The sequence below is a fragment of the Priestia sp. RMT2NF4 genome, from assembly GCF_047872835.1.
GTDB lineage: Bacteria > Bacillota > Bacilli > Bacillales > Bacillaceae_H > Priestia > Priestia zanthoxyli.
The window spans coordinates 121,741-135,719 of the sequence record NZ_JBLQZO010000001.1 but is presented as its reverse complement, the minus strand read 5'-3'; the positions used below and the strand labels follow the sequence as shown (position 1 = coordinate 135,719).

The following is a 13,979-nucleotide window of genomic DNA, read 5'->3' as shown; positions in this document are numbered from 1 at the left end:
TTTCCTCCTTTTATCTTTTCATTCGTACCTATTTATTAAAACAAACTAAAGCATAGTCCATAAATAATATGTATACGAATTATCTCAACTCAAACTATTATAGGGTTCATATATGTAAGTGTCAACATGTATTTATCGATTTCATTTTTCTATAGAAACAAATCGATAAATGAAACCTACATTCACCATCACAATGAAAAAATCCGAACGATTAATCGTTCGGATTTCCCTTCAACTACATTACTTTTATCCCAGCCTCTTTTAGAAGCGTCACTTTTTTAAATGAGAAATAATTTGATCCGTTACTTCACCAGTAGTTGCGCTGCCTCCAACATCTGGTGTAATGATACCCGATTCCGTCACTTGCTCAATAACCTCTAACAAATGACTGCCTAATTCTTGTTCACCGAAATGATCCAACATCATTTTAGCCGTCCAAATCTGTCCGATTGGATTTGCAATTCCTTTTCCGACAATATCAGGAGCAGACCCGTGCACCGGTTCAAACATCGAAGGATATTTTCCGTTCACATTAATATTTGCAGCAGGAGCAACGCCAATACTCCCCATAATAGCAGCTCCGATATCTGTTAAAATATCTCCAAATAAATTGCTTGCCACAATGACATCAAAACGACTTGGATTTGTTACGAAGAAAGCCGCCAGCGCATCGATGTGCTGGGAATCTGTTTCAATATGAGGATAACTCTTTGCAACATCTTGAAACACTTCGTCCCAAAACGGCATGGAATGAACAATTCCGTTTGACTTCGTGGCGCTTGTAACTTTGGCTTTTCTTTTAGAAGCTAATTCAAAAGCATAGCGCATCGCTCGTTCTGTTCCTTTTCGAGAAAAAACCGCATTTTGAATCGAAATTTGATCTTCTCCTTGATATATCCGGCCTCCTACTTCACTGTATTCCCCTTCACTATTTTCACGAACAACAATTAAATCAAAGTCTTTTGGGTTCGTTAGTGGAGATGCGATGCCTTTTAGCCTCTTGGCCGGACGAATATTAATTACCTGCTGAAATTCTCGACGAATCTTAATAAGCAGACCCCATAACGACACGTGGTCTGGCACAAGATTTAAATTTCCTACGGCTCCTAAAAAAATTCCGTCAAAGTCTTGAAGCTGCTGTAGCCCATCTTCCGGCATCATTTGTCCGTACTTCAAATAATAATCACAGCTCCAAGGAAATTCTGTAAATTCAAATTTTAATCCCCCGTGAAGCTCTGCAATCGTATGAAGAACTCTAACTGCCTCTGGAACAACTTCTTTCCCTACTCCATCTCCTGGTATATTCGCTATTTTTAACGTTTTCATCAAAAGTCCCCCTGCGTCTTTTTATATAGATCTATACACAATACTTCATGCATTATACTCTTTTGATTATACGCAGGGAAAATAATCATCTCAAGAAAATTCAGAATATACAAACCGTGAAAAAGACATCCCTCAAAGAGATGTCTTTTTCAAATCGGCAAAAACACTCCAGGTGCTTCCCCATGTTCATCGTCATCGAGCCACCATTTAAAGCCTTCCTGTGCAACTAATTTTTGTGCTTCTTCAGGGCCTTGTGAACCAGATGGATATTCATAAAGCGGCAGCATATCAGCTTCAAATGCATCTAATACTGGCTGTACCCACTGCCAAGATAGCTCTACTTCTTTCCAATGGGCAAAAAATGTGGAGTCGCCGATTAATGCGTCGTAAATAATTCGTTCATATGCCTCCGGCACACTTTCTTCTTCTCTTGAAAACGTAATACGAACCGGCTCAATCACACCATTTTTTAATGGATTTTTGCTATTAAGCTGCAAAGCGACGTTTTCGCTTGGGCTAATTTCAATAATAAATAAGTTTGGCGCTACTTTATCATAAGGAGTTTCATACAGACCTTTTAACGAATCTTTAAATTCAATGACGATACGAGTTGATTTTTCTTTCATTCGTTTACCCGTTCGAATATAAAAAGGAACACCTTTCCAAAATGGATTATCAATCCATAAGCGAGCGGCTACAAACGTGTCATTTTTAGAGTTTGCTTCTACGCCGGGCTCTTCTTTGTATCCTTTAACAGATTTGTGATCAATTTCTCCGCTTCCGTATTGTCCTCGTACAACATCGCGAGCTACTTCTTGTGCTGGAATTTTCCTCAGTGACTCCATTACTTTTTGCTTTTCTTCTAAAATGTTTTCTGAGCAAATTCGTTTTGGAAGATGCATGGCTGTCATCATGAGAACCTGCAGCATATGATTTTGAATCATGTCGCGTATGGCTCCCGTATGATCATAATACCCTGCACGATTTTCAACACCGACTGTTTCACTTGCTGTAATTTGGACATTCGCAATGTGTTTGTTATTCCACAATGATTGCAGTACAGGGTTCGTAAATTCAAGCGCTTCTAAATTTTGCACCATCGGTTTACCTAAATAATGATCAATTCGATAAATTTCTTCTTCTTTAAACGTACTGCTTAGCTTTTCATTAAGCTTTCTTGCAGAAGCAAGATCATGTCCAAATGGCTTTTCAATCATAAGACGCTTCCAGCCGCTCGTTTGGTCTAAGCCGCTTTTTTTTATATGCAGCGCAATTACATCGAAGTATTCTGGTGCTACGGACAAATAAAACAAACGATTTCCTTTACTTCTATGAGTTGTTTCTTGCTCATTCACAAGCTTTAGCAGCTGTTTGTAATCTTCTGTTTTGCTTGCGTCTACTGCTTGGTAATGAAACAGCGACAAAAAATCTTCCTCGTTACTTTCCATTTTCCGTCTTGAAAAATCGTTTATAGATTGCTTTACACGCTCTTTAAAATCCTCATGAGATAGCTGCTCGTATCCTGATCCAATAATAGAAATAGTATCAGGGAGCTTTTTGTCTGTAAATAAATTATAAAGAGCAGGAAAGATTTTTCTTTTTGCTAAATCACCCGTTGCGCCAAATAAAACAAAAGTTAAGGACTCCACGTTTTTTCCTCCCGTCAGGTTGTATGTATGATGGATTTTCTCTTCTCCTAGCTTACCTCTGTTTATTTGGGAATATCCTTTTTTCATCAAAAAGGACGCTCACAAGTGCGAGCGTCCTTTGTTATTCACATTAAAATATTTGTCATTCCCCACAGCAGCAAAAAGCTAAGCAAAATGGTCATATTTGAAACGGTCCCGACAAATTTCTGATCGTATTTGAATTCTACTGCGTAAGGTAAAACGGATCCCGCTACGGGTAGAATGAAACAAACTAAAATTGTATACCGGAACATATCTTCAAATGGAAGCAAGAAAAACAGCGCAATTCCTACGCCAAGTCCGATCACGTAGCGAATGCTTAAAAACATGATAATTTTTTTTAAGTAGCTTTTTTGGAACGAAAAATTTAAATATACGCCTAAAAGCAAAAGAGAAAGCGGCATATTCGCTTTAGAGATAATACCTGAGACGTCTAATACATATGCTGGTAAATGAAGGCCTATAATCGCAAGAAGACAAATGATTACATAGGTCAGAAGCGGCATCGATTTTAATACTTTGTATAAAATCTTTTTAAATTCAATGTCAATATCATCCCCTGAGTAGTAGCTGCCAATTACGTAGCATAAAACAAAAATAACAAAAGCATTTCCGACATCAAACATACCAAAGTATTTAAGCCCTTCTTTTCCCCAAATGCCTTCTACTAACGGATAGGCAAACATTCCAATATTAAACCCTGGAATCATCATCGTCAGCATGCCTTTCACCTTTCGCTCATCTTTTCGAAAAACAAAAATTCCGACTGCAGCTAACAGCAAGCCATAGACAATCCCAATAACTAATAGTAAAATAAGCGATCCATCAATTTTAATACTGCTGAATGTAACAATAATCAAGCAAGGCATTGTAATATTAAAAATAATTCTTGCTAAAGCTTCCCCGTCTTTTTGCTGAAGGAGGTTTGTTCGTTTTAGTATGTATCCTAATAGAATAATTGTAATGGAATACAAAAACTGACTGTTAAAGCTACTCATAGACCTACTCCCTTACCTTCTTTTATACTTATTTAATCGATTGTTTTACCCTGTCTTTTTTAATCCTTGTTTCATTATAATATAAGCAGCCTAAAAAGAAACTAGAGAATTGGATGCAGTTTACCTATTTGTCAGACAAAAACAGCTTAGAAACAAACGCAAAAACTTTCTTCTAAATTGATTTTAAAACAGGACATTTTTCTTTTTTATGGAATTTACTTAAAAGGTATGAGTATTTTCATGAGGAGGAAGAAACGTGAAACGAAAAATGATAGCGCTTACTTTTTCTGCTGCTCTTTGTTTTTCCGCTTCAGGATCTCTTGCTGAAGCTGCTAACAAAACAGATGTCATTCCAAATGCTGATCAATCAGCAGAAACCTATTTTGACGGAGCGAACGGGAACTGGCTGACGACTAAAAACCCGGCTCAATATCAGCAGGCTACGCTCTATGGAAACATCGGGCTTACTCCTTATAACTGGGGAAAAGCTGAAAATGAATCAGGCTGGTATCGAATCAATCAGCCCGCTGCGGTTAAAGGAACGCAAGTAAATGGAATTTTTGAAGACGCTCAATTCGTCATCCGGGTTCCTGATAACTGGAATGGAAAACTTGTGGTAGCCGGCATTCCTGCTACGCGCAACGAAACGTCCACCGATTTATTATTCAGCGATTACGTTCTTAAAAAAGGCTATGCGTTTGCTGCAATTGATAAAGGAACACAAGGAGAAAGTGATCCTACCGATCCTTTTGCTAAAGTAAAAAATGCGCTTGCTAATGAAGACGACAGCGTAGCAGAATGGAATATGCGCTATCGTCAAATGACAAAAGCAGCTCAGCAATACTTGACTACTCATTACTCAGACAAACTAATCAATCCGGCTAATCGAAAAAACCCTGCAAGCGATTTGATTCGAAACGATCATAAAGTACCCACGTATGCAATTGGCATTTCAAACGGCGGATACGTTGTCAGATACGCACTTGAACACGACGATCCAAAACAAACCAAAGAGCCTCGTTTATTTGATGGAGGCGTCGATTGGGAAGGCGTATTGTGGAATGCAAAAGCGCCAAATTTAATCAGCTCACTAACACCGGTTGTAAACAACGCGGAAGAAGCGCTGCACGGAACGGGAAAAGAGCAGAAAAAAGCTATTAAACAAATGTATAAAGCCGGCCTTCCGAAAGGATCAGAAAAACTGTGGAGTTATCATGATCAAGTGTACTGGGCGGTCACTTTAAACATTTACCGTGACCACTTTGATCCGACAGCTCCAGGAAGAACAAACTGGCACAACTATTTAAACTTTACTTCATCAGGCCTGCGCGACCGTTCATGGGACTACATCTTTGAAAACTATCGCTATCAAACCCGTCCAAAAAGCGTAAAAGAAAATGTAGCAAAAGTAGAAAATACGGGCGATATCGATGTGCCTCTTATCAGTATGACTGGCTCTCTCGATTCACTTATCTTCCCGTCTATTCACGCCGAAGGCTATGAAAAACTCGTTAAAAAAGCTGGCAAGGCAAATCTTCATCGCCTTTATACTGTGAAAAACGGAAATCACGTTGATAGCTTAGTGTGGAATAAACAAACGGATCCAAATCAAGAGCTTCAGCCCCTGCTCCCATATGCTCATCAATCTTTTGATTTGTTAGTAGACTGGGTAGAAAATAAAAAAGCAGCGCCTGCAAGTAAAGATATTAAAGCACCAAAAGACAGCCTTAAAGTCATCGACATAAAATCTGGACGAGAAGTAGATCCCGGCTGAGGCTAAGACATAACAAAATGAATTCAGCCTAAAGGCGAACAAATGAGATACATGAGCTGGACTGCTTGTGACACCGAAGTTGATTTTCGTGCAAGGCTTCGCTTTCCGCGGGCGGCGGCTGAGCCTCCTCGTCGCTTGCGCTCCTGCGGGGTCTCACCTGATCCGCTTTTTCCGCAGGAGTCTTCACCTTGCCCTCCAATCAACTGCTAGAGGGAACGAAACAGATAAAACGATATGTACCATCACAAAAAAACGAACCACTAATCAACATGTTGATTAGTGGTTCGTTTTTCACTTGGGCTAAAATACGTTTGTCCTAGCCTCAGTCTTCATAATAATCAAGATAGAGATGACCCGCTGAGTCTGCTTGCCCTAAAAATACTTTGTCGACTGCAGCACCTTTCTCTTTGAGCTGTTCTTTAACCCACGCTACGCTATACCCTAGCTCATGAACCGCTTCTTTCATTATATTTCCGTCCATGATAATCGTTTGAGGTAATCTCGTCGCCTCTCCTTTTATTAATAAATCTTCTCTTGTAACGTTCTGCTTTTCTTTTTTTAACAGCACGCTTAATTCGCCGTTTGTTTCGAGCATGGCAAAAGCTACGTCTTCCACATAAAAGATGTCTTTTTTCCGAAGCTGTTCCATGAGCTCATCTACGGTATATTTTTCTTTTTTTACATTTTCCTCAAGAATTTTTCCTTCTTTAATGAGGATCGTCGTCGTCCCTTCCACCGCTTTTCGAAAGCTAATACTTTTTAACGATACGTTTGAGACAAAAATAAGAAACGATGCCCACACTAAAATCGCGACTACCCCATGACTTGCCTGTAAATCTACGTCCATTGAAATGGTTCCCGCAATATCTCCAATCGTAATGCCAACGATATATTCAAAAAAAGAAAGTTTGGATAACTGTTTTTTTCCTAACAGCTTTGTAATAAAAAACAAGCCAAGTAAAATCAGCACCGAACGAAGTACTACTTCCATCCAATGATTCAACGCATGCACCTTCTTTACTAAAATTGATGTATCTTTTATTTTGTGCATATTTGTATGTATCAAAGCAGATTTTCATCTTCCATTATTTACATACCTTTCACGGCAGGTTAGAGTAGAAAGAAGTAGGAAACAAATTGGGGGACTTATGATGAACGATGAAGTGTTAACCATATTTAACAACCAACAGCAGCGCATAGGAACAGCGTCTCGCAAAGAAGTTCATGAAAAAGGCTATTGGCACGAAGCGTTTCACTGCTGGTTTGTCAGCCGCGAAAATGATATAGACTATATTTATTTCCAAATTCGCAGCGAGCAAAAGCAAGATTACCCCGGTGCACTCGATATCACAGCTGCCGGACATTTGCTTCATACAGAAACCGCTGAGGACGGTGTAAGAGAAATTCACGAAGAGCTCGGCGTCAACATTTCATTTGATGAATTGCTTCCTTTAGATGTCTTTAAATACGAAGTATCTCAGCCGCACTATGTTGATAAAGAATTTGCACATGTATTTTTATACTACAGCTCTCACCCTCTTAGTGCGTTTACGTTGCAGCAAGAAGAAGTATCAGGACTTGTAAAAGCGCCTTTTTCTAACTTTTGCGAACTGTGGCTTGGAAATCAAACAGAACTGATCATTGAAGGGATAACAAATGAAAAAGAGCCAATTCACCGTACAGCACATAAAAGTGAATTGGCTCCCCATCCCAAAGCTTACTATAAAACAATTATTGCATGTATTAGTCAGCAGCTGAATTCAGCAGAAAAAGCTTAGAATCCTAAGCTTTTTTTGCTAAAAAAATCATATATGTTGCACTGCCAAGCGCAACAAGCTTGCCGCTGCTGTCTTCAATTTTCACTTCTCCAACAGCAAGCGTTTTGCCGCGGTGAGACAATGTAGACTTTGCAACTAAATATTCGCCTATACCCGGCCTTGTGTAATTTACTTTTAACTCAACTGTACTGGCACTTTCCTCCTCAGAAAGAGAAGAACGCACAGCCGAACCAACAGCCGCGTCGATAAGCGTGGCAATAACGCCTCCATGAACCGTTCCTCTTCCTTGCAGAAGCTGCGGTTGAATCGTAATTTTCAACTCTGCATATCCTTTTTCAAGCAGCGTTTCTTCAATGCCAATATAATCCCAAAACGGAATCATCCCTTTACTCGTTCGTTTCATTAATCTCATCCTTTACATAAATAAGCTATGTAGGAAATTCTAGAAAGGCTGGAAAACTCCTGTTTTTACATACAAAAAGCGCCTGCTCTTTATCTTTAGCAAGCGCTTTTTATTTCTCTACTTTTCAAATAAAAACTGCACTTTGTTTTCTTTCCATTCTAACTTCGCATTAAAGGTCTTATCACCTTTTTTAAAGCCTTCAATCAAGTCTGTCTGCCCTTCGCTTAACAGTTTTTTTAAATTAGCCTGCGTGACTGTTTTACCTAAAATCTTTTTCGATACGGTAAATGTACATTTTGTTTTTGCATAGTTTGAGCATCCGTAAAATGAACCTTTATCGACTACTTTTCCGTCGCAAAGCTTACATGGACCAAACGATTTAGAGGAAAAACTTTTACCTTTTCCCTTGCCTTTTCGCTGAATGGATTCAGTGTCGTATCCGCTGAAATTCCACTTGCTTTCTGCTTCGACAGCGTCTTCGATAATTTTAGCTGAAAGTTTCTTTGTTTGTTCCATAAAAGTAGCGGCCGATGCTGCTCCTTCTCCAATTTCAGCTAGACGCTGCTCCCACTTAGCCGTCATTTCTGGTGAAGCTAAAATTTTATCTCCAATCGCGTCAATCAATACCTTTCCTTTATCAGTCGCAAACACTTGGTTTTTTTTCACATCAATATATTTACGATCTTTAAGCATTGTAATGATTCCAGCACGCGTTGCTTCTGTTCCTAAGCCTTCTGACTTTGCTAGAATTTTCTCCAGCTCATCGTTATCTAAATGCTTACCCGCTGTCTTCATCAGTGTAATCAACTGACCTTCGGTGTAGCGTTTTGGAGGCTGTGTTTTGCCTTCTTTTACGTCTACCTTAATAACTTTACCTTCTTCGCCTTCTTGAACATTCGGAAGAATGACATCGTCGTCTTTCTCATTTTGAAAAATTACCTTGCGCCAGCCTTCTTGAATTTGCTGCTTTCCTTTTGAAATAAAAGCTGCTCGCTTTTCCACAAGTGTCGTAATCGTTGTGTAGTCGAAAATCGCTTTTTCGTAGTGTGCTGCAATTAGCCGTCTTACGACTAAGTCATAAATTTTCTGTTCGTCTCCTGACAGTTTGCTCGGGTCCTTCACTTGTTCCGTTGGGATGATCGCATAGTGATCGCTCACTTTTTTTGCATTTACGTAGCGTTTATTTCCTAGAATCGAAGGGTAAGGAAGCGGAAATAAATGTTCATATTCAGAAAAAGCACTCAGCTTTTCTAAAATCTCAGGAAACGTTTCCGCTTCGCCTTCTGTTACGTAGTTTGAGTCTGATCGTGGATAAGAAACAATTCCTTTCTGGTACAGCCCTTGCAGCACATCAAGCGTCTTTTTAGGTGAAAACTTAAACGCTTTATTCGCCGTTGCTTGAAGTGATGATAAGTTAAATAATAAAGGCGGCTGGAACTCTTTTCGCTCCGTTAAGAGTTCATGAACTTGTGCGTCTTTTCCTTCGCAAAACTGAGCAATTTTATACGCCATTTCTTTTTCTTTAAGACGCGACTCTCCGTCTTGATGCCATTTGCCTTCATACTTTTTTCCTTCAATATCAAACTTAGCAAGCACTTCCCAAAAAGGCTCTGATTTAAAATTATCAATTTCCTTTTCACGCTTTACAATTAAAGCAAGCGTTGGTGTCTGCACGCGCCCTGCTGAAAAAACATCTGACATCCCATGCTTTTTCAATAAGATGCTATACACGCGTGAAGCATTCATCCCAACGACCCAATCCGCACATGCTCTTGTATAGGCTTCATAATAAAGGTTGCGCGTGTCGCTTTCGTCTTTTAACTGTTGAAACCCATCATAAATGGCTTTTGGCGTTAACGAAGAAATCCACAATCGTTTCATCGGCTTATGCACACCTGACAGCTGAATGATATTGCGGACGATTAATTCTCCTTCGCGTCCCGCATCTCCCGCATGTATAATTTCTGTGACCGTCGGCTTTTTAAGCAATTTTTTTACCACTTGAAACTGCTTTGCTTTTGAGCGCGTCACTTCATATTGAAAACGGTCTGGAATCATCGGCAGCGTGTCAATTGACCACTTTTTCCACTCCGGCTTATAATCTTCCGGGCTCACAAGCTGACATAAATGCCCCACTGCCCACGTTACATATGCTCCGTCTGTAAACACTTCATTCGGTGGAATCTCTAAATAGCCGTCGTGACGCTTCGGCTTGAACTGTGAAGCGAGCGTCGATCCTTGATCCGGCTTTTCTGCAATAATTAACTTCATGTATTTAATCACCTTACATTTCAAATTTCCATGTGAAACTTATTCAGTTTTATTATTTTATCATAGAAAGAGCTGTTGGAGTATGAATGGGGAGAAAAGTAGTTTCAATGAGAAATACATATCCCATTTTAAAAGCGTGTCAGTGTCCATTATACTTTTTCAATAAAAAAGCTGTAGATTATTTTCTACAGCTTCGATACACATCTAAAATTTTCTAATAACAGCGATTATCCTATTGACTGAAACACATCTCTTTTAGGACATGTTATGAAATAATTAATAGCCAAATATACAAACCAACAAGCGTAATAAACAATGTCGGAATCGTTAAAATAATACCCGTTTTAAGATACGTTCCCCAGGAAATTTTCACGCCTTTTGTTGACAGAACATGAAGCCATAAAAGCGTTGCTAAAGAACCAATCGGGGTAATTTTCGGACCTAAATCCGATCCAATGACGTTTGCATAAACGAGCGCTTCCTTGATTGTGCCAGCTGCGTGTGTTGCATCGATTGCTAGTGCATCAATCATAACGGTTGGCATATTGTTCATAATTGATGAAAGAATAGCGGCAGTGAATCCCATGCCAATTGTTGCCCCAAACAGTCCATGACTAGCCGTTGCTTGGATCACATCAGCCAGAATTTCTGTTAAACCAGCATTACGCAAGCCGTATACAACGACATACATGCCGATAGAAAAAAAGACAATCGCCCATGGAGCTCCCTTTAGCACTTTTTTTGTATGAACCGCTCGGCTTTTTTTTGCCATCATCAAAAACAGAATAGCAATAATACCTGCGATGATCGAAACGGGGACGCTAAAGAATTCTCCAATTAAATAGCCTAGCACTAGCAAAACTAAGACAATTCCAGATAGCCGGAACATCTTTTCATCTTTGATGGCATCCACTGGCTTCTGCAAATCTGCTACATTGTATTTCTTAGGAATTCTTTTGCGGAAATACAGATACAAGACCATAATACTTGCAAACAGAGAAACTAAATCTGGAACAATCATGCGTGATGCAAATTCAGAAAAGCTAATGCCAAAGAAGTCGGCTGATACGATATTCACTAAGTTACTAACAACAAGCGGCAGCGAAGTTGTATCAGCAATAAATCCACTTGCGATAATAAACGGAAAAACCATTTTATCGTCGAACTTTAATGCCCGAACCATGGCTAAAACAATGGGTGTTAAAATCAAAGCTGCTCCGTCATTAGCAAATAGCGCTGCTACAACGGCTCCAAGAAGAGATACGTAGACAAACATACGCACGCCGTTCCCTCCTGCAGCTCTAGCCATATGAAGCGCTGCCCATTCAAAGAAACCAATTTCATCTAAAATTAAAGAAATAATAATAATAGCAATAAACGTAAGAGTCGCATTCCACACAATGCTGGTTACCTCAAGAACGTCTTGAAAATCAACAACGCCTGCCAGTAAAGCAAGGATAGCTCCCCCGCAAGCCGACCAGCCGATTGACAAATTCTTCGGCTGCCAAATGACAAAAATTAGTGTTACTAAAAAAATCAATGATGCTAGTACAACTGATGCCACTTTTTAAACCTCCAATTATTCACAACAACTAATACGCAGTCCTTGTTTTTCTAGCTCTTTTAAACGTTCGTCCTGACTTGGTACAGATTCAAGTATACCTAGAACAAACTCATAGTACTGGCTTTCTTTATTAAGAGAATAAAAAACCCATTGCCCTTTTCTTCTTTCCTTCACAAGCTCAGCATCTCTTAATTTTCGCAAATGCTGACTAATTGAAGGTTGGCTAGCTTGATAGATATCCACGAACTCACACACACAACATTCATTGTTCTCTATTAATTTCACCATCGAAAGCCTTGTTTTATCTCCCAATAATTTTAAGATTTGAGCTGCCTTTTCAATACTATCTATAGATTTTGTACTCATTAATGAACACCTCCTACTCCCTTTCAGCTGATGTATAAATAGGCTTATGTATTAATGCTTCATTACTATAATTGATTTTTAACTGATTTACAATTTTTTAGTGAACTAAAAGTGATTTAGTAGTTGTTTAAGGATTGGATTTAAGGAATTATTTTCCCTACTAATTTAAGTCAAATCTAGCATACGATAATATAGGTACGTTTTCTCGTAAAAATGCTCCTAATGTCCTTGGACAAACATACATACTTATTTTGTCTATCTGAATAAAATATAGAGAAAAATAAGAAAGGATGATTACGATTAAAAAACATTATTCCTATTATAATCCGCAAGATGGTAAATATTATGTAGACAAGCCTTACTCTCTTAGAGACGATAAAGTATCCCCCTCTGCTGCCCCTAAAATCCCTTTAAAAAATACAGCCGATAGAGCTTATAAAATTCCTGTATTCCTCAGCCACCCTTCTATGCTTAATGCTACTCAAACAAGATTTCTTAATCGTTTAATTGATGAAATTGAACGTGCTCTTCTTTTCCCTCGTACACTGCCTGATACGGAGCAATATCCTAATAAAACGATTACAAGCGTTCGCCGAATGATCCTCTCTAGCTATGGATTGATTGCGGTGAATATGCAGCAAGTCTTCGCCAATTATACCATGACGAATATTCCCGGCGGTACACCTCCGCCACCATCATGGGAAGGTGCTCCATTTTTACAAATAGAGCCAAGCATGGGTTACCAACGAGGCCTGCCTTTACTTCTTATCAAAGAAGCAGGTGTCAATAGTATAGGCGTATGGAATCCATCAGTAGTTCCGTTCTTTATCATTGAATGGGATTCTTCAAAGCCGCTTGATGAGTTTTTTAACCGTGTTGAATGGAGAGAAATATTTCAAAACTGGATAGCTCAAGTACGAAATGGCTATTTTATTCAAACACAGCCTTCCTATCGATATGGCCCGGATGATCTATAGAAATCACTTCAAACGAAGAGTACTTTCGAAAGCTATTTCTATAAACAACGTTGAAATGTGAGGTCAATATAATTGACTCTAATTACTAGTGGGACATGCGTAGGAGTTCTATATCGAGCTAATGCCGGTGCATCATGCAGAAACGGGTACTGTGTTCATAATGGAAGATTAGTAGGCGGCGTCATAAGCTCAAATGCCGGTACCTTAACGGTTACAAGAAGCATCGATAACACAAAGTTACAGACCTATAATGGTATTCTTCTAAGTCACCGAGCCGTAAATCGAACGACAGGGCAAGTCACGCAGCAATATTTGTATTTTAGAAAAAATCAATTGGAAAAGGTAGAAGTCACACCTTATACACAATATAGTGACCCTAGCTGTCAAAGAGAAAGTCATTACAACATCCCTGATATTATCTATCCCGGTGAATGTGTAGGAATCAGATATCGGTCAGAAGATGAATGGCATATAGGAAACGGGCGATATCTATATTGGACAGGCCAAGTGAATCACTGTATATTTGATGAACGTCCACAAAGTACAAATAGACAATTTTTACGTCAGATTTGGTACGTACACTGGATACTTGACCCAAAAAATGAACGAAATATTATACCTCAAAAGACCTCTCGAGGACGTGGATCTCCAAGAGGTGAACGTAGAATTTATGCTTTTAAGAATCTGCTTCCAGCTAATGGTGAGACGGTCCTTGTAAAAGCTGCTTCTCCTGTAAATTCTGCTTCTTGGCCTTTTCGTATTATCTATCAGTAAGAAAAACAGATTGTAATCCTTAATGCTATTACAACTCCCATCCTCCACCTAGTTTCCTCT

13 protein-coding genes are annotated in these 13,979 nt (G+C 39.1%); 4 read left to right on the top strand and 9 right to left on the bottom strand.

All coding sequences use genetic code 11. The features are described from left to right. Window positions 1-270 precede the first annotated feature (270 nt). The 3 genes from ACMX9J_RS00600 to ACMX9J_RS00590 form a co-directional block, all read right to left on the bottom strand. Window positions 271-1,326: a tartrate dehydrogenase gene (locus tag ACMX9J_RS00600; protein WP_028413668.1), complete on the bottom strand. Its 1,056-nt coding sequence runs from the start codon at window positions 1,324-1,326 to the stop codon at window positions 271-273. Window positions 1,327-1,475: 149 nt separating this feature from the next. Continuing rightward, complete coding sequence (gene zwf / locus ACMX9J_RS00595; protein ID WP_034268269.1) at window positions 1,476-2,975, bottom strand: glucose-6-phosphate dehydrogenase; 1,500 nt, start codon at window positions 2,973-2,975, stop codon at window positions 1,476-1,478. 125 nt (window positions 2,976-3,100) lie between these two features. Beyond that, complete coding sequence (locus ACMX9J_RS00590; protein ID WP_028413669.1) at window positions 3,101-4,012, bottom strand: AEC family transporter; 912 nt, start codon at window positions 4,010-4,012, stop codon at window positions 3,101-3,103. 256 nt (window positions 4,013-4,268) lie between these two features. On the opposite strand from ACMX9J_RS00590, the gene ACMX9J_RS00585 reads away from it, so the two are divergent. After that, a complete protein-coding gene (locus tag ACMX9J_RS00585; protein WP_416225307.1) occupies window positions 4,269-5,786 on the top strand; it encodes an alpha/beta hydrolase in 1,518 nt (505 codons plus the stop codon). A 23-nt stretch (window positions 5,787-5,809) separates the two neighbouring features. Here ACMX9J_RS00585 and ACMX9J_RS00580 read toward each other — a convergent pair whose 3' ends face one another. Together ACMX9J_RS00580 and ACMX9J_RS00575 are read right to left on the bottom strand one after the other, a co-directional pair. Next, window positions 5,810-5,989: a hypothetical protein gene (locus ACMX9J_RS00580; protein ID WP_154991436.1), complete on the bottom strand. Its 180-nt coding sequence runs from the start codon at window positions 5,987-5,989 to the stop codon at window positions 5,810-5,812. A 119-nt stretch (window positions 5,990-6,108) separates the two neighbouring features. Beyond that, entirely contained in the window at window positions 6,109-6,798 is a 690-nt protein-coding gene (locus ACMX9J_RS00575; RefSeq protein ID WP_239993423.1) for a DUF421 domain-containing protein, read from the bottom strand. Between the two features lie 136 nt (window positions 6,799-6,934). On the opposite strand from ACMX9J_RS00575, the gene ACMX9J_RS00570 reads away from it, so the two are divergent. Continuing rightward, the gene (locus ACMX9J_RS00570; RefSeq protein ID WP_034264482.1) at window positions 6,935-7,564 is read left to right on the top strand and encodes an NUDIX hydrolase; all 630 of its coding nucleotides are present in this window, start codon (window positions 6,935-6,937) and stop codon (window positions 7,562-7,564) included. A 4-nt stretch (window positions 7,565-7,568) separates the two neighbouring features. On the opposite strand, the gene ACMX9J_RS00565 is transcribed toward ACMX9J_RS00570, so the two are convergent. The 4 genes from ACMX9J_RS00565 to ACMX9J_RS00550 all read right to left on the bottom strand — a co-directional run bounded on the left by ACMX9J_RS00565 (window position 7,569) and on the right by ACMX9J_RS00550 (window position 12,168). Beyond that, window positions 7,569-7,967, bottom strand: coding sequence for a PaaI family thioesterase (locus ACMX9J_RS00565; protein ID WP_033578746.1), 399 nt, complete (start codon window positions 7,965-7,967; stop codon window positions 7,569-7,571). Between the two features lie 117 nt (window positions 7,968-8,084). Continuing rightward, window positions 8,085-10,238 (bottom strand): DNA topoisomerase III, encoded by a 2,154-nt coding sequence (locus ACMX9J_RS00560; RefSeq protein WP_416225306.1) that lies wholly within the window; start codon window positions 10,236-10,238, stop codon window positions 8,085-8,087. A 265-nt stretch (window positions 10,239-10,503) separates the two neighbouring features. Continuing rightward, window positions 10,504-11,802, bottom strand: coding sequence for an arsenic transporter (locus tag ACMX9J_RS00555; protein ID WP_416225305.1), 1,299 nt, complete (start codon window positions 11,800-11,802; stop codon window positions 10,504-10,506). A 15-nt stretch (window positions 11,803-11,817) separates the two neighbouring features. Further along, window positions 11,818-12,168 carry an ArsR/SmtB family transcription factor gene (locus tag ACMX9J_RS00550; protein ID WP_013056623.1) on the bottom strand — a complete coding sequence of 117 codons (351 nt, stop codon included), beginning with the start codon at window positions 12,166-12,168 and terminating at the stop codon, window positions 11,818-11,820. 290 nt (window positions 12,169-12,458) lie between these two features. Here ACMX9J_RS00550 and ACMX9J_RS00545 point away from each other — a divergent pair, with 290 nt between their 5' ends. Continuing rightward, window positions 12,459-13,145, top strand: coding sequence for a hypothetical protein (locus tag ACMX9J_RS00545; protein WP_223260162.1), 687 nt, complete (start codon window positions 12,459-12,461; stop codon window positions 13,143-13,145). Between the two features lie 72 nt (window positions 13,146-13,217). Beyond that, window positions 13,218-13,919 carry a hypothetical protein gene (locus ACMX9J_RS00540; protein WP_033578742.1) on the top strand — a complete coding sequence of 234 codons (702 nt, stop codon included), beginning with the start codon at window positions 13,218-13,220 and terminating at the stop codon, window positions 13,917-13,919. Window positions 13,920-13,979: the final 60 nt, after the last annotated feature.